The sequence below is a fragment of the Holdemania sp. 1001095H_141210_F2 genome, from assembly GCF_015558105.1.
Taxonomy (GTDB): domain Bacteria; phylum Bacillota_I; class Bacilli_A; order Erysipelotrichales; family Erysipelotrichaceae; genus Holdemania.
Map to the genome: position 1 here is coordinate 1 of NZ_JADNPO010000004.1, position 22,442 is coordinate 22,442.

Genomic DNA, 22,442 nt, shown 5'->3' on the forward strand with positions numbered 1-22,442 from the left:
GAGAATGAGCAGTGATCCGGCAATGCGGGATGCGGCGTTTGAGCATAACCGGCGGATGATGGACATGGCGCAGCTGCGCTATGAGGGTAAACGGGAAGGCTTGGCAGAAGGCATTGAGAAAGGCATCAAACAAGGTGTTGAGCAAGGCATCGAAAAGCAACGATTAGAAACCGCAAAGGAAATGCTAAGAAATCATTGTAATGATCAGCTCATCCAGCTCTGCACCAAGATCAGTCTTCAACAACTGGAACAGTTAAAAAAGGAAATCGTTTCCGGTTTCAGCCAGACTGAGGACTACTCAGAGCAATCGCACCTTGCAAGCGACTGATATCATCGAAAAGAAAATATGGCGGCGTTTGCCGCCTTTTCTATCTTTTCCTCGTTTTTAGCTGAATAAAGAAGTCTGTCGGGTTTTTGCGGTCTTGATGTTTGTTCGGGAAAATCCTGTCCATACTAGCGGATAGACAGGAGGAATCGTGATGAGTACACAAGGCTATAAAGAAGCGTCCAAGCGGACCGCGCCCAAAAAGGGAACGTTAGGCAAGGCGTTGTGGGCGTTTGTCAGCGGCGGGGTGATGGGAATCATCGGTCAGGGTCTTTTGACGATGTATCAACAGCTGCTGGGCTTAGACGCTAAGGCCGCAGCGGGTCCGATGGTCATCACCGTCGTGTTTGTCACGGCGCTGCTGACAGGACTGGGCATTTATGATAAGCTTGCGCAGAAATGCGGAGCCGGGCTGTTCATTCCAATTTCCGGCTTCGCCAACTCGCTGACAGCCTGCGCAATGGAAGGCCGCAGCGAAGGACCAATTTACGGAATCGGCAGCACAATGTTCAAGCTGGCGGGATCTGTTTTAACCTATGGCATCGCCGCGGCGTATACGCTGGGCCTGCTGCGATGGGTGGTGTCGCTGCTATGAAGACGCTGCATTTTCAATCCGTCTTTGTCGGCGGCTGCGGGACGGCGGCGGGTCCGATGGAAGCTCAGGGTCCGTTAAAGGATAAAATTGACAAGCTGTTCGACGACATTTATTGCGAAGAGAAAACCTATGAACAGGCAGAGCGGCGGCTGATGTCCGAAGCCTGCGATCATGCGCTGCGCGCGCAGGGATGCAAAACCAGCGATCTCGATCTGATCCTGGGCGGTGATCTGCTCAACCAGCTGGGGACCAGCCACTATTTCGCGCGCGATCTTGATATTCCGTTTATCGGTTTGTATGGCGCCTGTTCCAATTCCACGCTGATCGCCGCCAATGCTGCGATGTGGATCGACAGCGGTCACGCCGAACGGGTGCTGGGTCTAACCAGCTCGCACAACGCGACGGCGGAACGGCAGTTCCGCTATCCGAATGAATATGGCGTACAGAAGCCGGAAACAACGACCTACACGGTTACGGGGGCGGGCGCGATGATCTTCCAACATGAAAAGACGCCGATCCGTTTGACACAGGCCACGCTGGGCCGGATTCTCGACTGGCAGTTCACCAATCCCAATGACATGGGCAGCGCGATGGCTCCGGCGGCTTTCGATACGATTTGCCGGCATTTTGAGAACACCGGGACGAGTTTTGACGACTACGATCTGATCGTCACCGGGGATTTATCCAAAATCGGCCGAAGCATGCTGATCGATCTGTTCAAGCAAAAGGGCATGGATCCGCACGACAAGCTGATCGACTGCGGACTTCTGATCTATGACCGCGAACATCAGGAAGTGTTCGCCGGCGGCAGCGGCTGCGCCTGCAGCGCGGTGGTGACGATCGCGTATTTGTTCGATCTGTTAAGAACCAAAGCGCTGCATAAGATCATGGTCGTCGCGACCGGCGCGCTGCTTTCGACGGTGATCGTGCAGCAGAAGGAATCGATCCCGTGCATTGCGCATGCGGTTGTATATGAAGGGACGGTCGGTGAATGATGGAATATTTTGGCGCGTTTGTTGTGTGCGGCTTAATTTGTCTGGCCGGACAGCTGATTTATGATAATACCAATCTGACGCCCGGGCACATTACAAGCTTGTTCGTTGTGCTCGGTGCGTTCCTTGACTTTTTCAATCTCTATGACAAGCTGGTCGAATTCGGCCATGCCGGCGCGCTGCTGCCGATCACCAGCTTTGGCCATTCGCTGATGCATTCCGTTATGGACGGAGTGGCGCAGCAAGGCTTATTAGGGATTCCGCTGGGGATGCTGGATCTGACGGCAGCCGGGATTACCAGCGCGATCTACTTTGCGTTTTTAGCGGCGCTGATCTTTAAGCCGAAGCTATGACCGAGAAGACCCCGTTTTCAGCGGAAGCCTGGAAGAACGTTGACTGGCTGCGGCAGGCGACCGACTGCTTCGACCTGACGATCCGTTCAGTCAACGTCAACGACCGGCAATGCCTGCTGGTGTTTGTCGGCGGGGTTACCGGTACGACTTCAATCGAACCGATCGTTGAAAGTCTGGTCTTCGACAAAGGCAATCTGGCATTCTTTCCAGCCACGGTGACGCAGGCGGGCAGTCTGGAGGATGCGCTCGACAAGATCCTGCAAGGCCAGACTTTGGTCATTCTGGAAGGCAGTGCCTATGCGTTTATCGTCGATACCCGCTCCTACCCAACCCGCGGGCCGAGCGAGCCGACGGTCGAGAAAAGTATCCGCGGCGCGCGCGATGGCTTCATTGAACATATCATGCTGGATTTGGGCATGGTGCGCCGGCGGATCCGCGATCCCAAGCTGGTGACAAAGGCTTATCAGAAGGGCAGCCGGACGAAGACCGATATCTTTGTCTTATACATCAGCGATCTGATTCATCCCTCGATCCTGCACGATTTCCAGAATCGGATCGACCATCTGCCGACCAACGCGGAGGTGACCAGCGAACGCCAGCTGTGTGAGCTGATGTATGGCCAGACGTGGAATCCTTATCCGCACGTGCGCTATACCGAGCGTCCGGATATCGCGGCGATCCATCTGCTTCAGGGTTCGTTGATCGTGCTGGTCGATAACTGTCCTTCGGCGGTTATCATGCCGACGACCTTTTTTGAACAGACCAAGCAGATCGAGGAATACACCCAGACACCTGTGATCTCGCTGGTCATGCGGGCGATCCGGCTGGCCGGGGTGTTCTGTTCGATCTATCTGCTGCCGTTGTGGATGGTGCTGGTCATGCAGCACAATCCGACGCGCCTGAACCTGCCGCTGCCGGAAATCCCCGGACCGATTACGTTTGGCGTGCAGGTCTTGATCGCGGATCTTTTGATCGAGTGGATCCGGCTCTCCCTGATTCATTCGCCGTTGATGCTTTCCAGTCTTCTGGGCATCGTCGCGGTGTTTGTGCTGGGCGACGCGCCGATTGCGTATGGCGCCTATACGCAGGAGATCCTGATTATGACGGCAATCGTCAACATCGGTAATTTTGTGACCGCCGGCTATGAGCTGTCGATGGCGAATAAGATCGTGCGCCTGGCGCTGATCGTGCTGGTTGTGATCGGCGGTTATCCGGGTTTTCTAATCGGGATCCTGATTCATCTGATTCTGCTTTTACAAACCCAGGTCGGCCCGTTTCCTTATCTCTATCCGCTCATTCCGTTTAACGCCAGGGAATTCAAACGGCTGTTCTTCGGCAACTTCACGATGGATAAGAAATAAAATCTAGTGCTGAAAGCCACTTTTTGTTATAATGAGAAACAAGAGGTGGTTTTTTGTGTCGTTTACAGTCGCTGTGAATCAGTTTGAGGGACCGCTCGATCTGATGCTGCATCTGATCAAGGAGAAGGAGCTGGATCTGTTTGATCTGGATATCCATGTCCTGACGGAACAGTATCTTTTGTATCTGAATAAGATGGAAGAAATGCATTTGGAAGTGTGCAGCGAATATCTTGTCGAACTGGCGACGCTGATCGAATACAAAAGCAAGAAGCTTTTGCCGAAGCAGGAAGCGGAACTTAACGACGCCTATGAGGAAGATCCGAAGGACCGTCTGGTCCGCCGGTTATTGGAATATCAACAGTTTAAGGAAATCAGCGAGCAGCTGAAGCAGCTGTATCTGGACCGTCAGTGTCAGCTAAGCAAGCCGGTCTCGATCGAATCGGAGGAATGGATCAAAGCCAACGACAATCAACCGGTTCAAGGCAGTCCGTATGAGCTGGCAAAAGCGATGACGCGATGTCTACGGCGGATGCAGCTGTTAAGGCCGATTGAAACGAAATATACGGCGAAGGAAATTTCCGTTGAGGACCGGATCCTGCAGATCACGGCGCGGCTGGCGGATTTGCCGGAAACGTTCAGCTTTGAACGCTTGCTGGAAGACTGTCATGAAATTCATGAAACGATCGTCACATTTCTGGCGATTCTGGATATGGCGCATTCGCATCAGTTGTATTTTACAGTGGATGATGCGGATACGATCTGGTTTAGGAGGGGGGCTTAATCATGGAAAATCAGGCGATGACAATCGTCGAGGGCTTGTTGTTTATCGTTGGCGACGAAGGGCTGACGCTGCCGCAGTGCGCGGCGGTGCTGGATGTCAGCGAAAGCGAGGCGCGGCTGGTGCTGGAGGATTTGCAGCGGATGTATGCGGATGATCAGCGGGGGATTGAGGTTGTCGATTATGGCGGAGTGTTCAAATTTGTCTCCAAAGCTTCGATTCATCCCTATGCGCAGAAGCTGTTTGCGAATGCCAAGAGTACGGCCCTTTCTCAATCAGCGCTGGAAACCCTGGCAATCGTTGCCTACAAGCAGCCGATCACCCGCGTGGAAATTGAAGAAATCCGCGGCGTGGGCTGCGATATGATGCTGCGCAAGCTGCAGGCGCGGGGGCTGATTCGGGAAGCGGGACGTTCGGAAGCTCCGGGACGGCCGATTTTGTTTGAGGTAACGGAGGAATTTATGGACAGCTTCAAGCTGGTCAGTCTGAACGAGCTGCCGGAACTGCCGGATTATACGGAAAGCGAAAGCGAGGATCTGTTTGAATAGATCCTTTTTTCATCTTTAAACCTTTTTAGTTTAAACCGTGCCGTTTTCGCAGCTTGAAATTAAACTGCCGGAAAATCACCTCGGAAAATCTTTCCTTTTGGGAAAATCAGGCGAATTCAACATTCTTTCATGAAAGAGGAATTGCACTTCGGTCAAAAGGTTGTAAAATAAAGAAGGCAGGTGAATGCGATGAAAAAAAGCTTAGGTTTGCTCCTGTCGTTGTGTTTGGCCGGCTGCGCTGGGCAGCCGGTGGATTCTTCCGCCCTTATGAAGGAAAACACGACGCCGAAAGGGTGTCTTTGTTATAGAACCATCACGGATTTTGATTACAGCCAGCCACTGGCTGAAACCGCGCCGGTCTCGGACGACTTCTTTTCCGACACTGCGTTTTTAGGCGATTCGCGGGCTGTCGGCGTTTTTGACTACGAGGTTTTTCCGCAGTCGGACGTGCTGGCGTCGATCGGCTTGTCGATCAATCAGTGGCAGATCAAAAAGGTGATCGGGGAAGGAAAAGAGAAACAGACCGTATGGGAGGCTCTGGAGAATAAAACTTACCGGCGGTTGGTTCTGATCGTCGGCTACAATGAACTGGGGTGGGAATACAGCTCGGTTTTTAAACAGAAACTGGGCAGTTTGATCGACGGATTGCGCGAAGTCCAGCCGGACGCTACGCTGCTGCTTCAGAAAATTTATCCCTGCAGCGCCAAGGGCTATGCCCGGGAAAAAGACGTCGCGCCCGAAAGAATCGCCGAATATAACGCGATCTTCACTGAGCTGGCACAGGAAAAGCAGATCTATCTGCTTGATCCGGCCCCGCTGCTGATGGATGAAAACGGCGAGCTGCGGGAAGAACTGACGGCCGACGGCGTGCATTTGAACACCGAAGGGTTCGCCATCTATAAGGACTATATGAAAACGCATGTGGAGGAAGGAAAGAACAATGAAAAAATGGAGTGTATTGATCTTGACGGCGCTGATGATCACAGGCTGTCAAAGCCCGGCCAAGCCGAACGCGAAGAGCGTGGCGGAAGTGATGGAACAGCTGAGCCGGAAAGCGGATCCTGAACAAACGCTGGTCGACGTCGACGCCGATCAGATCGACGCGTTTTATTTCTTCGCTCCGGACGAAGTGCTCGATCAAAAGATGAAAATGGCGGCGGATACCCGCGCTGATCAGATCGCGGTGTTTGCGGTCGTCGTCGGCGAACAGGCTGATGCGGTGTGCAGCGCAGGTCTGGAATAAAGAAGGGAGGCGGAGCGATTGATTTGTTCGGCAGACAATCTGGTTAAAAATTACGGCGCGGATCCGGTTCTGGATCATGTCAGCCTGGTTATCAATGAAAAAGAAAAATGGGGCATCGTTGGTGTTAACGGGGCTGGGAAATCAACGCTGCTGCGTTTGATCGCCGGGCTGGAAGCGCCGGATGACGGAACGGTCACGCTGGTGCCGGGCAAAAGGATTTCCTGTCTGGTACAGCAGCCGCAGCTGGATCCGGAGAAAACCGTCTTGGAAACCGTGCTGGAGAGCGCGGAGAAAAAAGATGAGGTTCAGGAATATGAAGCCAAGTCGATCCTGACCCAGTTAAAAATGAACGACATGAGTCAGAAGGTGGGCACGTGTTCCGGCGGTCAGCGCCGCCGTGTGGCGCTGGCCTGCGCCTTGATCCGGCCGTGCGACCTGTTGATCCTGGACGAGCCGACCAACCATCTTGATCAACAGATGATTCTGTGGCTGGAAAAGCGGCTGATCAAGTCGAATAAAGCGATGCTGATGGTCACGCATGACCGTTATTTCCTCGACCGTGTCACCAATGCGATCTTGGAGGTGGAGGCTGGACATGTTTATGCCTATCAGACAAATTATTCCGGCTTTCTGCAGCTGAAAGCGCAGCGTGAGGAAATGGCCCGGGCCAGCGAGCGCAAGCGGCTGGCGTATCTGCGCAAAGAAGCCCAGTGGATTCAGCGCGGGGCGATGGCCCGTTCAACCAAAAGCCGGGAGCGTATCGAACGTTTTGAAAAGCTTAGCGCGATTGAACGGATTCAGGATCCTGATCAGCTCAAGCTCGGCTCGCTGAGTTCCCGATTGGGCAATACGACGATCGAGATCTGCAATCTGTCCAAGGCGATCAATGGTCAGCCGCTGATCACGGATTTCAGCTACATTGTCCGCCGGCATGAGCGCTTAGGCATTATCGGCCCTAACGGCTGCGGAAAAAGCACGCTGATGAAGCTGCTTGCAGGTCAGCTGCAGCCCGACGCCGGGAAAATCATCGTCGGCGAAACAGTGCGGATCGGCTATTTTTCCCAGGAGCTGGAGGAAATGGATCCCGATCAGCGGATCATTGATTATGTCCGTTCGATCGGCGAGGTGATCGACACGCCGGACGGGCAGGTGAGCGCTTCGCAGATGCTGCAGCGATTCTTATTTGATCCGAAGCAGCAATGGCAGCCGATCGGCAAATGCTCCGGCGGTCAGAAACGCCGGCTGGGCTTATTGGGGATTCTGATGAAAGCGCCGAACGTTCTGCTTTTGGACGAACCGACTAACGATCTGGATATTCCGACACTGATGCTTCTGGAAGAATATCTCGACGATTTCGGCGGGGCGGTGCTTTCCGTCAGTCATGATCGCTATTTCCTCGACCGCACCTGCGACCGGTTGTTGATCTACGAAGGCCAGGGACGGCTGAGCTTCAGCAACCTGAGCTATACCGATTATCTGGAGCAGCAGACGGAAGCGGAACAGGCTAAGCCGCGGGAAACGACGGTCCGCGTCAAGCCGAAAGTCAACCGGCTGACCTATATGGAAAAGAAAGAGCTGGAGGAAATTGAAGCCCGGCTGCCGGTGCTGGAACAGGAAATTCAGGCGCTGGACGTCAAGCTGGGGCAGACGGCAGACTATGCTCAGCTCAAGACGTTGGGCGAGCAGCGGGAGGCGGCGGAAAGCGAGCTGGAAAGCAAAACTGAGCGGTGGATGGAGCTGAGTGAAAAACTATCCTGAAATCCTTAAAAAAAAGCTTAAAAAATCATTGTCAAGCAAGGGGAAGAAGTGTATTATATACCTGTAAATCTGATAGCAGTCAGGTTTGCATTACTTGTATAGGTGTCAAATTTCGGCTGACACGTATCTACCCACTGGCCTATGTGTGGACTACAAGTAACCTTTTCCCCCATTTTTATAAATGAGCAGTCAAGGTGAATGCCGAGGTTGACCCTAAAGGAGGAACTCTTTATGAAGAAAGGACCGAATCAGGCGCAGACTTCATTTTAGGAGTTTTTCAGTGCATATTGTGGATACAATATGTTTTTTATTTTGGCGAGGGTAATTGAGAGAAAAGGAAGGATATTGCATGGAAAAGCAGGAAATGATGTACGAAGGCAAGGCCAAGCAGGTCTATGCTACCGATGATCCAGAGCGGGTGATCATCCATTACAAGGATGACGCGACAGCGTTTAACGGATTGAAGAAGGACAGCATCAGCAACAAAGGCGTGCTCAACAACAAAATCACGACGATCTTGTTTCGCGAACTGAATCACCGTGGAATTGCGACGCATTGGGTAGAAACGCTGAACGATCGGGATCAGCTGTGTAAGAAAGTCAGTATCGTTCCGCTGGAAGTCATCGTCCGCAACGTCGTTGCCGGAAGTATGGCAAAGAAATTTGGAATTGAAGAGGGGACTGTGCTGAAAACGCCGGTCTATGAAATCTGTTATAAAAACGACGAGCTGGGTGATCCGATGATCAACGATACCCATGCCGTCGGTCTGGGTTTTGCGACGCGCGGGGAGCTGGACCAGATCTATGCGATCACCGCGCAGGTCAACGAAGTTCTGAAAGAAATTTTCGATCAGATCAACGTCCGCTTGATCGACTTCAAACTGGAATTCGGCAAGGACAGCGAAGGACGGATATTGCTGGCGGATGAAATTTCGCCGGATACCTGCCGGTTCTGGGAAAAAGGCACGGACAGAAAACTGGATAAGGATCGTTTCAGAAGAGATATGGGCGACGTCATCGGCGCTTATGAGGAGATATACGGCCGTTTGAGCCAGTGGGTGAAGACAAAATGAAAATGGAAAACGAATATTTTTTAAACGGTAAGATCCATGAGGAATGCGGCGTGTTCGGCGTATATCATGTCAGCTCGGCCGCCTCGCTGTCCTACTTTGGCCTGCACGCGCTGCAGCATCGCGGTCAGGAAGCGGCCGGGATTGCGACCAGCGACGGACAGAACATCAAGTGCATCAAGGGCAAGGGCCTGATCACGGAAGTGTTCAACACTGAAACGATCAACAAGATGGACGGCATCCATGCGATCGGCCATGTCCGGTATTCGACCGACGGCGGCAATGAGATCGAAAACGTGCAGCCGATCATGGTCCGCGCACATACCGGGCATTTCGGGGCCGTGCATAACGGGCAGATTGTCAACGCCAGCGAATTGAAAGAAGAACTGGAAAATCTGGGCAGCATCTTCCAGGGCAGCAGCGACAGCGAGATCATGCTGCATCTGATCCAGCGGGAAGCGGGAACGTTCGTTGAGAAGATCATGGGCGCCTGCCGCAAGATGGAAGGGGCGTTCGCGTTCATCATCATGACCAAGGACTGCATGTATGCGGTCCGCGACAAGAACGGTCTGCGGCCGCTGTCGCTGGCATTCCTTGAGGATGGCTACTGCATCAGCTCGGAAACCTGCGCATTTGATATCGTCGGCGCGAAATTCATCCGCGATATCGAACCGGGCGAAGTCGTAAGAATCGCCAGCGACGGCGTTAAGAGCTTTCATTATACAGATCAAGTTCAGCACAAAATGTGCGCGATGGAATACATTTATTTCGCCCGTCCGGACAGCAGCATCGAGGGCATCAACGTCCATACCAGCCGCCGTCACGCGGGGATGCTTCTGGCCAAGAGCGATGACGTCGAAGCGGATATCGTCATCGGTGTGCCGGATTCCAGCCTCTCGGCCGCGATCGGCTACAGCGAAGCCAGCGGTCTGCCGTATGAAATCGGTTTGATCAAAAACCGGTATGTTGGCCGGACCTTCATTCAGCCGACCCAGAAACAGCGTGAACGCGGCGTGCGCATGAAGCTGAGTGCGATCAGCAGCATCGTCAGCGGCAAGCGTGTCGTCATGGTCGACGATTCGATCGTGCGCGGTACGACATCCCGCCGGATTGTCCAGCTGTTAAAGGATGCCGGGGCAACGGAAGTGCATGTGCGGATCGCCTCCGCGCCTTTCAGCAGTCCATGCTTCTACGGCGTCGACACTTCGACGTATGAAGAATTGATCAGCGCGCGGATGAATGTGGACGAGCTGTGTACTTACATCAATGCCGATTCGCTGAAATTCATGACGATTGAACAGATGCGCGAGGCCATCCCGACGCGGGATCTGTGCGTCTCATGCTTCAGCGGCCAGTATCCGACCGCGCTGTTCAGTTTCCAAAAAGTGATTAAGCAGAAATAAAAGGAGGAGTGTTATGTTAGACCGTTATTCCCGTCCTGAAATGCGGGCGATCTGGAATGAGGAGAGCAAGTTCGGCGCGTGGCTGAAAGTCGAGCTGCTGGCATGCGAGGCCTGGAGTCAGCTGGGTGAAATCCCGGCGGAGGACGTGGCGAAGCTGTGGCAGAACGCCTCGTTTGACATCGACCGGATCTATGAAATTGAAAGTGAAACCAAACATGACGTCGTGGCGTTTACTCGGGCGGTTTCCGAATCGCTGGGTGAGGAACGGAAGTGGGTACATTACGGGCTGACCTCCACCGACGTCGTCGACACCGCTTATGGCTATCTGTATAAACAGGCCAATGAAATTCTGCGGAAAGATCTGCATCGGTTTCAGGATGTTCTGAAGGAAAAAGCGCTGCGATATAAGGATACGATCATGATGGGCCGAACCCATGGCGTCCATGCGGAAATTACGACTTTCGGCTTGAAATTCGCGCTCTGGTTTGAAGAAATGAACCGCAACCTGCAGCGGTTTGAGGAAGCGGCGGCAATGGTGGAAACCGGGAAGATTTCCGGCGCCGTCGGTACGTTTGCCAACACCCCGCCGTTTGTTCAGGATTATGTCTGTGAAAAGCTGGGGATTCATTCGGCGAAAATTTCGACACAGGTGCTGCAGCGCGATCGGCATGCGCAGTATTTTGCGACGCTGGCTCTGATCGCAACCTCGATCGAGAAAATGGCGACGGAGATCCGGCATTTGCAGCGCACGGAAGTCCGTGAAGTGGAGGAATACTTCAACAAGGGACAGAAGGGCTCCAGTGCGATGCCGCATAAGCACAATCCGATCGGTTCGGAAAACATGTGCGGCTGTGCCCGGATTTTACGCGGTTACATGATCAGCAGCTACGAGGATGTCGCATTGTGGCATGAGCGGGATATCTCGCATTCCAGCGCCGAGCGGATCATCGCGCCGGATGCAACGGAACTGCTCGACTACATGCTCAACCGGTTTACGCGGATCATTGACACGCTGACGGTGTTTGAAGACAACATGCGCGAGAACATTTATAAGACCTACGGCGTGATCTTCTCACAGCGGTTTATGCTGACGTTGATTGAAAAGGGAATGTCGCGGGAGGAGGCTTATGACCTGGTCCAGCCGAACGCGAATAAATCCTGGAATGAGAAAATTGATTTTCGTTCGTTAATGGAAGCGGAACCGCGGGTAACGGCGTTGTTAAGCAAGGCTGAAATTGACGACTGCTTCAATCCGGCCTATCATCTGAAACATGTCGATGATATTTTCAAACGTGTCGGTCTGCTTTAAGCTTGTAGTGAAAATGAATTGAATTTGAAACCTGGATCTTGAAAACAGAGAATCCAGGTTTTTTTATACTCTGTCCCCTGCGCGCAGCTGCAGAGTTTAAAGTGTTGGTAAATCCTCTCCAATATAGAAAGGAGGCCCGACAGCCAGCGGCAATATAGAGAAAAAATTGTCAGATCAATGACGGAAGCCGTTTATTGTAGACAACATGGAAAAAGTAAATTCCATCCTTATCGTTTTAAAATATCAAGCAGATTTACCCGCAACAAACTGAAGGTGGATGCAGGAAAGCTTATAAGCATGTGGTTATGTCTGCGAAATAAACTGAATATTTTTCATAGGGAATGAACCTGCGTTTTTAGCCTAAATCGGCACACTGTTAGAAAAAAGATATCGAATTTCCAGCTTCGGCTGGGCCGGCGTCAAAGGAACGGGAAAGAATTGCCATAGTATGGGTTGAATGAGAACTCTCATTCTGAAAGCAGGTGAAGATGATGAACGATGATCGAAGACATTATGCCTCAAGCCCAATCGACTGGCAGGAGGAAGAAGATGCTCGTTCCTGCCGTCCGCCGCGTCCGGGGTGCTGCTGCACCGGCCCAACCGGTCCGCAAGGTCCGCGAGGCTGTCGTGGCGAACAGGGCCCGATGGGTCCGCGGGGCTGTCCGGGTCCCCAGGGTCCGCAGGGCCCTCGTGGCTGCCGGGGACCAGAAGGTCCGCAAGGTGAACCTGGGCCAATCGGTCCTCAAGGGGTAACCGGAGCCCGAGGTCCGATCGGTCCGCGGGGATATCCGGGTCCTCAGGGTCCGCAGGGAGAGCCGGGACCGATGGGACGCCCTGGCAATACAGGAGCAACCGGTCCTCAGGGTCCACGGGGATTCCAGGGAATTCCAGGCCCGACAGGATCGCGGGGATCGACAGGAGCTCAGGGCCCGATCGGCGCCCAAGGTCCGCAGGGAATTCCTGGGGATACGGGGGCAACTGGCCCCATGGGTCCTCAGGGTCCGCGAGGATTTACCGGGGCAACCGGTCCGACAGGGCCGCAAGGTCCAATGGGAAATCCGGGAATTCAGGGGCCTGTGGGTCCAACCGGTCCAACCGGAGCCGCCGGAGCCACGGGTCCGCAAGGCCCGCAGGGAATTCAAGGCCCGATGGGAAATACCGGAGCTCAAGGCCCGCAAGGACCACAAGGTCCTCAGGGTCTCGCAGGCGTTACCGGTGCGACAGGTCCAACCGGCCCAATCGGCCCGACGGGGGCAACCGGTCCGCAAGGTCCGCAAGGGTTTGCCGGCGTTACCGGTGCCACGGGTCCGCAAGGCGTCGCAGGTCCTGTTGGCGCCACCGGTCCGCAGGGACCACAAGGATTTATTGGCGTCACCGGTCCGATCGGTCCAATCGGCCCAACGGGTCCGACTGGCGCTACGGGAGCTACTGGCGTGACAGGTCCTTCTGGTATTCAAGGTATTACAGGGCCGACGGGACCAACCGGTCCAATCGGCCCAACGGGTCCGACCGGTGCTACGGGAGCCACAGGTGCTACGGGTCCTTCAGGTATTCAAGGCATCACCGGTCCGACGGGCCCAATCGGTCCAACTGGGGCCACTGGCAATATCGGAGCCGGCGGTGCGACAGGCGCTACGGGTCCAATCGGCCCTACAGGTCCAACCGGTGCGACGGGTCCAACGGGTCCGACTGGCGCTACGGGAGCTACAGGCGCAACTGGAGCTACCGGTGCAACTGGCGCTGATGGTGCTCAGGGATTAGCAGGAGAACCTGGTCCAATCGGTCCAACGGGCGCAGATGGGGCGATGGGTCCAACCGGTCCAACTGGGGCCGATGGGGAAATGGGTCCAACCGGTCCAACGGGTGCCACCGGTGCAGGCGGGGGCGGCGGTCTGCTTTATTATGGCGGACGCTATAACAAGACGGAACAGACATTATTCTTAAATCCGAATGTGCCTGAAAGAATTCCGCTCCCTCTGCTGATGCCGATCAATGGTGTGGGAACCGGAATGGCGGATAGCTTAACAATCGAACATTCAGGTATTTATGAGATCAACTATATGTTCAATGGCTCTTCTTCTTTAGGTACTGAAGTTTCGCTTGAAGTAAGACGAAATGGAGCTCCGATTGACAGTACGGAGGTAACGCATTTATTGGCTGTTGGGGTAGAATCCATTTATTCTGGCAGCGTCATTGAGCAACTGTTTGCCGGGGATGTCCTGGAACTGATCGTTTATGCGCCTTATGCTTTAAATTTGACGCTGGGCGTTGGCGTAGCGGCGACGTTAACCGTAAAGAAACTGGATTTGGACTTTGTAGAAGAAGAATAAATAATAAGTTTTGAGTATCGTTAAGCTTTTGCTTGAAGAATAAAACGGGAAGATAAATTTGATTTCAGGTGCTTTATAAACAACCGGTCTGTCAGCCTTCACTGACAGCCGGCTGTTTTTTTGAAAAAACAGATTTGTGTTAGGCTGACACAAAGCCGGTTCCGCATTAAAAACATAGAATGACGGTGATCGAAAGAAGGTGACGCAAATGAAAAACAGAGATTATGCTTCATCTCTGGATTGGGATAATCAGAATCATTCTTGCGAATGTTCCGGCTGCTGCCCGGGGCCTCGAGGACCTAGGGGGCCGCGGGGATGTCCGGGTCCCGTCGGTCCGCGCGGTGAACGTGGACCGCAGGGATATCCGGGAATGCCGGGACCGGAAGGAGAAAGAGGTCCAGCCGGTCCGCAGGGAGAACAAGGTATTCCGGGAAGACCGGGACCTGCAGGTCCTCAAGGCCCTCTTGGCCCACAGGGTATTCCCGGCCCGACAGGCCCTCAGGGGATACAAGGGCTTATCGGGGCAACAGGACCGACTGGCAATCCCGGACCGCAGGGAATTCCTGGCCCGACAGGCCCTCAAGGGATACAAGGACTTACCGGGGCAACAGGACCAACAGGGAATCCCGGACCGCAGGGAATTCCTGGCCAAGCCGGTGCAATGGGAAATACAGGCCCGACGGGTCCTCAAGGCAATCCAGGGCCTGTCGGTCTACCCAGCCCAACGGGTCCTCAGGGGATACAAGGACTTACCGGGGCAACAGGACCAACAGGGAATCCCGGACCGCAGGGAATTCCTGGCCCAGCCGGTGCAATGGGAAATACAGGCCCGACGGGTCCTCAAGGCAATCCAGGGCCTGTCGGTCTACCCGGCCCAACGGGTCCTGCCGGTCCTCAGGGTATTCAGGGACCGATGGGCAATCCTGGAATAACGGGTCCGCAAGGTCTCTCCGGAGTAACGGGAGCGACGGGGCCGACAGGTCCTCAGGGAATACCAGGTCCCACAGGACCAACAGGGGCTCCCGGCGAAACTGGCGCAACCGGAAATCCCGGCCCTACTGGTCCGGCAGGGCCTATTCCCGATGATATTTTTGCTTCGTTTGTAAACTTCGGTGCGCAGTTTGCTAACGGTGCGCTGATTCCAATGAGTCAGTCGATCGCGGATCCGACCGGCAACATTACGTTGAGCGAACCGACACGGGTGACGCTGGCCGCCGGTTTTTATAAAATTGATTATCAAGTTTCAGCGTTGACGATGGCGCCGACTTTTATCCAGGTAACTCCGTTTTATAACAATGCGGCACACATTGAATTCGGTATTTATTTTATGACGGCCCTCGAACGATCCAGTGCTTTCGGCGCGGTATCCATGATCATCGACGTCCCGGCCTCAACTTCATTTACGCTGACGTTCAACGCTGCCCAAACCGTCACGGAATGCACGCTGACAATGACCATTGTAAAATTACGCAGAACTCAAAGCTGACGCACAAAGGCCGACACCCCTTGTCCGTTGCGTTCATGTTGAACCACAACGCGCTGCGAATGACATGGGGTAGGAGAGTGAGGATAGAAAAGGAGATCAGGTATGATTACAATCAGTTTGTGTATGATCGTTAAAAATGAAGAAGACGTTTTGGATCGCTGTTTAAGCAGCGTTGCAAAAGCCGTGGATGAAATGATTATTGTGGATACAGGCTCGACCGATCAAACCCGTGCGATTGCCGCTCGTCATCAGGCAGAAATTTATGATTTTCCCTGGATAGATGATTTTGCGGCAGCCCGGAATTATTCCTTTGATCAGGCCAGTCAGGATTTTATTCTCTGGCTGGATGCGGATGACATCGTGCCTGCGGATCAGCTTGAAAAACTGCTTGCGCTGAAACAAACGCTAGACGAGCGCTGCGATATGGTCGTCATGCAGTATCGGACAGCCTTTGACAGCGAAGGCCGGCCCACGTTCAGCTTTCCTCGGGAACGCCTGATCCGGCGCGGTGCACATCTGCGTTGGCAAGGCGCGGTGCATGAAACAATCCCCTTTGTTCCTCGTCGTTATGTCAGTGATATCGCCATCGAACATCATAAGGTGCATTGTGCAGATCCGCAGCGTAATCTGCGGATTTTGGAAAAATTAAAACAGGCGGGCACGTTGGATATCCGCCAGCGGTACTATTACGCGCGGGAACTGGCTGATCATCAGCGCTATGAAGAAGCTTTGGCAGAATACGAAATGTTCCTGAACGATCCTGCCGGCTGGTCAGAAAATAAGATTGACGCCTGTTTGAGCATGGCCCGCTGCTGGCACGCCTTAAAGCAAAGGCAAAAAGAATTTTCAAGTCTGATCCAGGCCCTGCGTTATGCACCTCCGCGCGGAGAAATCTGCTGCGGACTGGGACGTTATTTCTATCTGGAAAAAAATTGGGAATGTGCTGTTTTCTGGTACAAGCTGGCAACAACACTACCTTTGCCCTTGGATCGGGGTGGTTTTGTGAATCTCGACTGCTATGGCTATATTCCCTGGATCTGGCTGTGCTGCTGCTATGATCAGATGCAGAAATGGGATGAAGCCTGGCAGGCTAACGAGAAGGCGGGCGCCCTGAAGCCAGCCGACGCTTCTTATCTGCATAATCGCGCCTACCTGAATCATAAGCGGGGAATGGGCCAATCCTGAAAGTCAGCGGGAAATCAATTTTAGATCAACCTCGGTTCTTTTGTGAACGGAGGTTTTTCTTGCGAAACACAAAAAATCTCTTCGGTGCAGTCGTTTTATTATTCCACAGCTTTCAACTTGTGAAAGTCTGCGCTATATCTGCGCAAGGTAAGTAAAAGTTACCGAAATTGTTCGGAAGATTAAGAAAAGAGAGTAGAAATTGAACGCGTAAATGACTATAATAAACCTTGGCTGTTTTAAATATAAGGATGACAGGAGGGGCGAATCAATGGCAGAAGTTATCCGGCAGGAGAAAAAATATCTGATCACGCAGAGTCAGCGGATCCAACTGCAGCATCAGTTCAGCGCGATGATCAAACCCGATCCGCATAACGGGACAGAAGGCTACCGGGTGCGTTCGCTGTATTTTGACACGCTTAACGACCGTGATTTTCAGGAAAAAGAGGATGGCGTGGAACGGCGGCGGAAGCTGCGCTTACGTGTTTACGATCCTCAAGGAGATTTTGCATTGCTGGAAATCAAGCAGAAGGAAGGCGCTTACCAACGCAAACGCTCGATGAAGCTGACGCGAAGCCAGGCCGAAGCTTTGATCCAGGGGTATCCGGAAGCGTTGTTGGCATGTTCCGATCCTTTTGCCGCGGAGTGCTATGGAATGATCCGGGTTCAGCTTTATCGGCCGAAGACGATCGTTGAATATCAGCGGCTGGCGTTGATTGGTTCGGAGAACAATATCCGGATTACTTTTGACCATCAGATTCGGGCAACGGAAGGATGTTTCCATCTGTTTGATCCAAAGCTGAGCCTGGTTCCGGTTTTTCCGATGGCGCAGGCGGTGCTGGAGGTGAAATTTAATCACTTTCTTCCCTCCTATATTCAACGGGTGATCCAGGTCTGCGATCGCAGCGAACTGGCCGTCAGCAAGTATGCGCTGGCCCGGCGAATCAGCCATTCCGTCGTTTTTTAGTCAACAAAAGAAAAGGGGAGAGTTTATGAATCAGTTTTTGTACGACCTGATTTCACAGGTGGATCAGATCAGTCTGTTTGCGTTGTTTCTACATATTGCGATGAGCGCGCTGATCGGCCTGGTGATCTATCTGTCCTACTGGCTGTCGCACACAGGAACGATTTACAGTAAAAAATTCAACGTTTCGTTAGTAACGCTGACAATCCTGACGGCGACCGTCATGGCGATCATTGGCAACAACATCGCGTTGTCGTTAGGGATGGTCGGTGCATTGTCAATCGTGCGTTTCAGAACTGCGATCAAGGACAGCCGCGATACGGTCTACATTTTCTGGACGATTGTCGCAGGATTGGGCTGCGGCGTGGGCGATTATGTAACCAGTGCGATCGGCAGCGCGATTGTTTTCATCGTGCTTTTAGCGCTGGGCCGGATTAAAAATGACAACCGGATGCTTTTGATCATCCGCGGTGCGCGTTCAACAGAACGGCAGATCGAAGGCGTGGTTTTTAACTACTTTAATCAGAAAGCAATTCTGCGGGTTAAAAACACAACACCGGATACGCTGGAATTGATCTATGAACTGCCGCGCAGCAGTTACCGGCAATCGTTGAAAAAAGAGATCAGTGTGACTGACGCTCTGTATCAGGTTGAACACATTGAATATGTGAACGTCGTCGCTCAGGATGACGATATCAGCAGTTAGCCGAGGCCTCAGCGATGAAGCGGAAATTATTCCTGCTGGGATTGTGTTTTCTGATCGTCGCGGTTGCCTTAACGGTGCAGACGCTGACGCCGGAAAATAAGGTCCGAATTATACAGCACCGCCAGTCTGCGGCTTCCTCCCAGGTGTGCGAAGGAACCGCATCCACGGAGTTTTGTACGCATTTGCCAATACTGAAGTTAAGCACGCGGGCGCAGGCGGTTCCAGGGGAAGATCACAGTCATGAACGGATTCTGGCGGAACTGACAGTCTGGGATGGAAGCGACGGTAACCGGCTGAGCGACGAGCCGACGTTGTCAACCCTGGCAGCGATTCGTTACCGCGGCAATTCCAGTTTGCATTTTGATAAAAAGTCTTATTCCATCGTCACCATGAACGACGATAGCAAAAAGAAGAAACGTTCGCTCTTAGGCATGGCGGCGGACCAGGAATGGGTGCTGAACGGTCCGTTTCTGGACAAGACGCTGATGCGCAATTATATTGCGATGAACATTGCCGGACAGATTATGGACTATGCGCCTAACGTCCGTTATTGCGAGTTGTTCGTTGACGATGAGTATCAGGGCGTCTATCTCTTGATGGAACAAATCAGCCGCTCGAAAGATCGGATTAATGTGACAGAAATCAATGAAAAATTGCAGAAAACAGGGTATATCGTGCGGCTGGACCGTGAAAATGCGGATCCGAAGCAGCTTGACGTGTTTACTGATTATACCTATATTCTGGACATCAGCCAGGCGATGGACGTGAAATATCCCGGTATCGGAAAACTGACAGAACCGTTGAGAGCTTATATTGAGCGGGATCTCGGGGAAGTCGAAAAAGCGTTGTATTCGTTTGATTACGATTCCCGGGAATTTGGCTATCGGCAATTATTGGACGTAGATTCATTTGTCGATTATTTCATCATCAACGAATTTTTCCGCAATATCGACGCCGGCAGTTATTCGACGTATTTGTATCGCAGTCTGGGCGGCAAGGTAGGAATCTGCGTCTGGGATTTCAACAACATGCTGGATAATTATCAGGATATCGAATTGCCTGTCGACGGTTTTTCCATGCCGGATAAGACCTGGTTTTTTATGCTGTGCAAGGATGAGGATTTTATTGAGCGTGTGATTCAGCGGTATAAACTGCTGCGGCAGTCGGTGTTAAGTGAAGAATCGTTATTGACGTTCATCGACGAAACGCAGCAATATCTGGGCCCGGCGATTGATCGAAATTTTGAAGTCTGGGGTTATACGTTTGACCGTCCGCATCAGTTGGAAGCGGATCAAAATTGGCAGACCGGCGATCAGGCAGGCGCGATTCTGAATGAGATCGACCGCAATTATCTGCGTCCGTTGTTACGGAATCCACATGACTACGAAGAAGCTGTCGCGCATATGAAAGCTTATTTAATCGCAAGAGGAACATGGCTGGACGAACATATCGACAGTCTGCGTCATTATGCGCATGAATCCGTCAATAAAAAATACAACCATTAAAAAGGAGGCTGTCCGATGAAAAAGTTTATTATTACCGTCAGCGTCCTGCTTTGTCTGTTTCTGGCTTTCCAATGGTTCGATTACCGTTACGGGTTGAACTGGCAAACCTCAGAGCGGCCGGCTGAGATTATAGCGAAGACGGCGGGGCGGCAGATTTTAATCCGGGAATCGGAAGGATATGAGCCATTTGAGATTCGCGGCGTTGACCTGGGTGCGGGAATTCCCGGTTATTTTGCAACGGATTACAAGGTAGATAAGGAAACCTATCTGCGCTGGTTTGATTTAATTCAGCAGATGGGCGCCAATACGATCCGGGTTTATACAATCCTGAATTCCGATTTCTACAACGCGTTCTATGAATACAATCAGGGGCGGGAAGAACCGTTATATCTGATTCACGGACTGTGGGTCAATGATTATGTGCAATTTTCTCACCGGGATGCTTATGATCAGGCTTTTTTAGGAACCTTTTTAGAAGATGCCCGAACTTTGATCAATATCCTGCATGGCAGGCAGATGTTCTCTCTGGGATATGGCACGGGTTCCGGTTCTTATCATCATGATGTTTCGCCCTGGGTGATCGGCTATATCCTCGGGGTGGAATGGGAGCCTACAACCGTGGCGTTTACAAACCAGCGGTATCCGGATATGGCTTATCATGGAGAATATTTCAGCACAACGCCTGAAGCAAACGCGTTTGAAGCAATGCTGGCGCAGGTCGGCGATACGCTGGCCCGCTATGAGGATCAGCGCTTCCATTGTCAGAAGATGATCGCGTTTTCCAACTGGCCGACGACCGATCCCTTTGACTATCCGGATCTGATGAAGAAAATGTTTGAGAAATTTGCTTCGGTCAACGTCGAACACATTGCGGTCCAGCCTGCCTTTCAGGCCGGACAATTCGCTTCCTATCATGTCTATCCCTACTTTCCGGATTACCTGGGCGTGATGAACCGCTATGAAATCGGCGACGCCATGGATATCACGGACCAAAGGGGTGAACAAAATTCTTATTATGCTTATTTAAAACAGCTGGCGGACTATCATACGATGCCGGTGGTCATTGCCGAGTTCGGCGTTCCCAGCTCGCGGGGGCAGGCAAAAAAAGAAAGCCGGAGCCGCAGTCAGGGCGGACTGAATGAAACAGAACAGGCGGAAGCTCTGGTTTCATGCTATGAAGATATCATGGCTTCCGGCTGTGCCGGCTCGATTGTATTCAGCTGGCAGGATGAATGGTTCAAGCGGACCTGGAACACCATGGCGCATGTCGATCTGACAAAAACGCCATTCTGGAGCGATGTTCAGACGAACGAACAGTTTTTCGGCCTGTTGGCGTTTGATCCGGGGAAGGAGCGCAGCGTCAGTTATCCGGATGGCGATCTGGAAGAATGGCAGGACATGGAGCCCGTTTTGGAAGCAGATGCGCTGCGGCTGTACGCGCAATATGATGAAAAGTATTTGTATCTGATGATCGAAGGTGAAAATTATAACCCCGTCGCAGACCGGTTATCGCTGGGATTGGATATTACGCCGAAATCCGGCAGTTCCACTGTGCTTGGCACAGCGCTGAACTTTGATCAGCCGATTGATTTTTATCTGATGATCCGGGGAGATCAGGCCGAGATTCAGGTTCAGGAACGCTATGAAGTCCTCAACGCTGTTTCTGGATCCCTGGTTTATGGGGAAGATCCGTTTCTGGACCCGCCGGCTAAGGACAGTCCGGTTTTTAAGCCGATCCAGCTTATTCTGCAGGATGTATCCCGCTATCAACTTGGCTTAAGCAAGGTCCGGGAAATGCCGGCAACCGATCCAACGGGAATTTTGAAGCGCGGCAACGGCAATCCGGAAGCTGCGGATTTTAATTCCCTGACAGATTATTGCTTTGCGGAACACGCGGTGGAACTGCGGCTTCCGTGGGAGCTGTTGAATTTTTCCAATCCGAGCGAAATGCAGATTCACGATGATTACTACGAGAAATACGGCGTCGAAAATCTGACGATTTCCTCGATCCAGATCGGTGCGACGACAAAATATCAGGGAGAAGTTGCAATGGGTAGAATCCCGTTAAAAGGATGGGGCCGCAAGGTGACCTGTCACGAACGATTAAAAGAAGCATACTGGCGGATGCAGCAGGTCTGGGCGTCGAAGTAAGGAGCGGATACCATGAGAATTCATATTCGGGCAGAAGCGCTGGTCTTTGTTTATATGGTCATCTGCTTCAGCATATTGCTCTTCAATTTATTCGCGATCGGTAAGAATCATGTGCGGGAGCGATTCATTGAAAAGTGCCGCCGGCAATGGCTGACACGCATTGAACAACAGCTGGCCTGTCAGGATTGTTCCCGGGAAAAAAAGGAACAGCATCGCCGGCTGTTGAACCGGAAGCTGCGTTATCTGGTCGAGCTGATCGCCTATCAACAAGCAGCCGCCGAGCTGCAAGTCCATCAGCCGGAGGAACTTTACGCGTATTAAAACAATATCGCGATTGTTTTGTCCAAGTCGCGTTTCAGTTAACCCGCAAAGACCTGGTAACGC

21 protein-coding genes, 1 pseudogene and 1 riboswitch are annotated in these 22,442 nt (G+C 52.5%); all 22 genes and pseudogenes read left to right on the forward strand.

Annotated elements, in window-relative coordinates; translation table 11 throughout:
• Positions 1 to 328: pseudogene (locus I2G61_RS03580) on the forward strand (hypothetical protein); the annotation flags it as partial.
• A 151-nt stretch (positions 329 to 479) separates the two neighbouring features.
• A complete protein-coding gene (locus I2G61_RS03585; protein ID WP_072684511.1) occupies positions 480 to 920 on the forward strand; it encodes a SpoVA/SpoVAEb family sporulation membrane protein in 441 nt (146 codons plus the stop codon).
• Positions 917 to 1,915, forward strand: coding sequence for a stage V sporulation protein AD (gene spoVAD, locus I2G61_RS03590; RefSeq protein ID WP_072684510.1), 999 nt, complete (start codon positions 917 to 919; stop codon positions 1,913 to 1,915). Before I2G61_RS03585 ends, spoVAD begins: the two co-directional genes overlap by 4 nt.
• Positions 1,915 to 2,265: a stage V sporulation protein AE gene (spoVAE, locus tag I2G61_RS03595; protein WP_039865245.1), complete on the forward strand. Its 351-nt coding sequence runs from the start codon at positions 1,915 to 1,917 to the stop codon at positions 2,263 to 2,265. The genes spoVAD and spoVAE overlap by 1 nt, the downstream gene beginning before the upstream one ends.
• The gene (locus I2G61_RS03600) at positions 2,262 to 3,626 is read left to right on the forward strand and encodes a spore germination protein (RefSeq protein WP_072684509.1); all 1,365 of its coding nucleotides are present in this window, start codon (positions 2,262 to 2,264) and stop codon (positions 3,624 to 3,626) included. The genes spoVAE and I2G61_RS03600 overlap by 4 nt, the downstream gene beginning before the upstream one ends.
• 55 nt (positions 3,627 to 3,681) lie before the next feature.
• Positions 3,682 to 4,407, forward strand: coding sequence for a ScpA family protein (locus tag I2G61_RS03605; RefSeq protein ID WP_072684508.1), 726 nt, complete (start codon positions 3,682 to 3,684; stop codon positions 4,405 to 4,407).
• Positions 4,408 to 4,409: 2 nt separating this feature from the next.
• Complete coding sequence (gene scpB, locus I2G61_RS03610) at positions 4,410 to 4,952, forward strand: SMC-Scp complex subunit ScpB (RefSeq protein WP_072684507.1); 543 nt, start codon at positions 4,410 to 4,412, stop codon at positions 4,950 to 4,952.
• Between the two features lie 189 nt (positions 4,953 to 5,141).
• Complete coding sequence (locus tag I2G61_RS03615; protein ID WP_072684506.1) at positions 5,142 to 6,017, forward strand: GDSL-type esterase/lipase family protein; 876 nt, start codon at positions 5,142 to 5,144, stop codon at positions 6,015 to 6,017.
• Positions 5,983 to 6,195: a hypothetical protein gene (locus I2G61_RS03620; RefSeq protein WP_229100666.1), complete on the forward strand. Its 213-nt coding sequence runs from the start codon at positions 5,983 to 5,985 to the stop codon at positions 6,193 to 6,195. Before I2G61_RS03615 ends, I2G61_RS03620 begins: the two co-directional genes overlap by 35 nt.
• A gap of 18 nt (positions 6,196 to 6,213) precedes the next feature.
• Positions 6,214 to 7,953 carry an ABC-F family ATP-binding cassette domain-containing protein gene (locus tag I2G61_RS03625; protein WP_072684504.1) on the forward strand — a complete coding sequence of 580 codons (1,740 nt, stop codon included), beginning with the start codon at positions 6,214 to 6,216 and terminating at the stop codon, positions 7,951 to 7,953.
• Positions 7,954 to 8,027: 74 nt separating this feature from the next.
• A riboswitch (purine riboswitch) is annotated at positions 8,028 to 8,126 on the forward strand.
• Positions 8,127 to 8,302: 176 nt separating this feature from the next.
• Positions 8,303 to 9,025, forward strand: a complete 723-nt coding sequence (gene purC / locus I2G61_RS03630; RefSeq protein WP_072684503.1) for a phosphoribosylaminoimidazolesuccinocarboxamide synthase — start codon at positions 8,303 to 8,305, stop codon at positions 9,023 to 9,025.
• A complete protein-coding gene (gene purF / locus I2G61_RS03635) occupies positions 9,022 to 10,425 on the forward strand; it encodes an amidophosphoribosyltransferase (protein WP_083538524.1) in 1,404 nt (467 codons plus the stop codon). Before purC ends, purF begins: the two co-directional genes overlap by 4 nt.
• 13 nt (positions 10,426 to 10,438) lie before the next feature.
• The gene (gene purB / locus I2G61_RS03640; RefSeq protein WP_072684502.1) at positions 10,439 to 11,734 is read left to right on the forward strand and encodes an adenylosuccinate lyase; all 1,296 of its coding nucleotides are present in this window, start codon (positions 10,439 to 10,441) and stop codon (positions 11,732 to 11,734) included.
• A gap of 986 nt (positions 11,735 to 12,720) precedes the next feature.
• A complete protein-coding gene (locus I2G61_RS03645) occupies positions 12,721 to 14,064 on the forward strand; it encodes a collagen-like protein (RefSeq protein WP_369802555.1) in 1,344 nt (447 codons plus the stop codon).
• Between the two features lie 224 nt (positions 14,065 to 14,288).
• Positions 14,289 to 14,996, forward strand: a complete 708-nt coding sequence (locus I2G61_RS16345) for a hypothetical protein (RefSeq protein WP_304441005.1) — start codon at positions 14,289 to 14,291, stop codon at positions 14,994 to 14,996.
• 212 nt (positions 14,997 to 15,208) lie between these two features.
• Positions 15,209 to 15,550 (forward strand): hypothetical protein, encoded by a 342-nt coding sequence (locus I2G61_RS16350; protein ID WP_229056866.1) that lies wholly within the window; start codon positions 15,209 to 15,211, stop codon positions 15,548 to 15,550.
• Positions 15,551 to 15,652: 102 nt separating this feature from the next.
• On the forward strand, positions 15,653 to 16,735 hold the full coding sequence (locus tag I2G61_RS03655) for a glycosyltransferase family 2 protein (protein WP_072684500.1): 1,083 nt from the start codon (positions 15,653 to 15,655) through the stop codon (positions 16,733 to 16,735).
• Between the two features lie 268 nt (positions 16,736 to 17,003).
• Positions 17,004 to 17,699 (forward strand): polyphosphate polymerase domain-containing protein, encoded by a 696-nt coding sequence (locus I2G61_RS03660; protein WP_083538522.1) that lies wholly within the window; start codon positions 17,004 to 17,006, stop codon positions 17,697 to 17,699.
• Between the two features lie 25 nt (positions 17,700 to 17,724).
• The gene (locus I2G61_RS03665; protein ID WP_072684498.1) at positions 17,725 to 18,402 is read left to right on the forward strand and encodes a DUF4956 domain-containing protein; all 678 of its coding nucleotides are present in this window, start codon (positions 17,725 to 17,727) and stop codon (positions 18,400 to 18,402) included.
• Between the two features lie 14 nt (positions 18,403 to 18,416).
• Positions 18,417 to 19,907 carry a CotH kinase family protein gene (locus tag I2G61_RS03670; protein WP_072684497.1) on the forward strand — a complete coding sequence of 497 codons (1,491 nt, stop codon included), beginning with the start codon at positions 18,417 to 18,419 and terminating at the stop codon, positions 19,905 to 19,907.
• Positions 19,908 to 19,922: 15 nt separating this feature from the next.
• Complete coding sequence (locus tag I2G61_RS03675) at positions 19,923 to 22,058, forward strand: hypothetical protein (RefSeq protein ID WP_195547931.1); 2,136 nt, start codon at positions 19,923 to 19,925, stop codon at positions 22,056 to 22,058.
• A 12-nt stretch (positions 22,059 to 22,070) separates the two neighbouring features.
• Positions 22,071 to 22,379, forward strand: coding sequence for a hypothetical protein (locus I2G61_RS03680; RefSeq protein WP_195547932.1), 309 nt, complete (start codon positions 22,071 to 22,073; stop codon positions 22,377 to 22,379).
• The last annotated feature ends 63 nt before the right edge of the window (positions 22,380 to 22,442 follow it).

Bases quoted from the DNA above. Each gene is read 5' to 3' on its own strand.
- I2G61_RS03585 (WP_072684511.1), top strand. From the start codon at position 480: ATGAGTACACAAGGCTATAAAGAAGCGTCCAAGCGGACCGCGCCCAAA.
- spoVAD (WP_072684510.1), top strand. From the start codon at position 917: ATGAAGACGCTGCATTTTCAATCCGTCTTTGTCGGCGGCTGCGGGACG.
- spoVAE (WP_039865245.1), top strand. From the start codon at position 1,915: ATGGAATATTTTGGCGCGTTTGTTGTGTGCGGCTTAATTTGTCTGGCC.
- I2G61_RS03600 (WP_072684509.1), top strand. From the start codon at position 2,262: ATGACCGAGAAGACCCCGTTTTCAGCGGAAGCCTGGAAGAACGTTGAC.
- scpB (WP_072684507.1), top strand. From the start codon at position 4,410: ATGGAAAATCAGGCGATGACAATCGTCGAGGGCTTGTTGTTTATCGTT.
- I2G61_RS03615 (WP_072684506.1), top strand. From the start codon at position 5,142: ATGAAAAAAAGCTTAGGTTTGCTCCTGTCGTTGTGTTTGGCCGGCTGC.
- purC (WP_072684503.1), top strand. From the start codon at position 8,303: ATGGAAAAGCAGGAAATGATGTACGAAGGCAAGGCCAAGCAGGTCTAT.
- purF (WP_083538524.1), top strand. From the start codon at position 9,022: ATGAAAATGGAAAACGAATATTTTTTAAACGGTAAGATCCATGAGGAA.
- purB (WP_072684502.1), top strand. From the start codon at position 10,439: ATGTTAGACCGTTATTCCCGTCCTGAAATGCGGGCGATCTGGAATGAG.
- I2G61_RS03645 (WP_369802555.1), top strand. From the start codon at position 12,721: ATGGGTCCTCAGGGTCCGCGAGGATTTACCGGGGCAACCGGTCCGACA.
- I2G61_RS16345 (WP_304441005.1), top strand. From the start codon at position 14,289: ATGCTTCATCTCTGGATTGGGATAATCAGAATCATTCTTGCGAATGTT.
- I2G61_RS16350 (WP_229056866.1), top strand. From the start codon at position 15,209: ATGAGTCAGTCGATCGCGGATCCGACCGGCAACATTACGTTGAGCGAA.
- I2G61_RS03655 (WP_072684500.1), top strand. From the start codon at position 15,653: ATGATTACAATCAGTTTGTGTATGATCGTTAAAAATGAAGAAGACGTT.
- I2G61_RS03660 (WP_083538522.1), top strand. From the start codon at position 17,004: ATGGCAGAAGTTATCCGGCAGGAGAAAAAATATCTGATCACGCAGAGT.
- I2G61_RS03665 (WP_072684498.1), top strand. From the start codon at position 17,725: ATGAATCAGTTTTTGTACGACCTGATTTCACAGGTGGATCAGATCAGT.
- I2G61_RS03670 (WP_072684497.1), top strand. From the start codon at position 18,417: ATGAAGCGGAAATTATTCCTGCTGGGATTGTGTTTTCTGATCGTCGCG.
- I2G61_RS03675 (WP_195547931.1), top strand. From the start codon at position 19,923: ATGAAAAAGTTTATTATTACCGTCAGCGTCCTGCTTTGTCTGTTTCTG.
- I2G61_RS03680 (WP_195547932.1), top strand. From the start codon at position 22,071: ATGAGAATTCATATTCGGGCAGAAGCGCTGGTCTTTGTTTATATGGTC.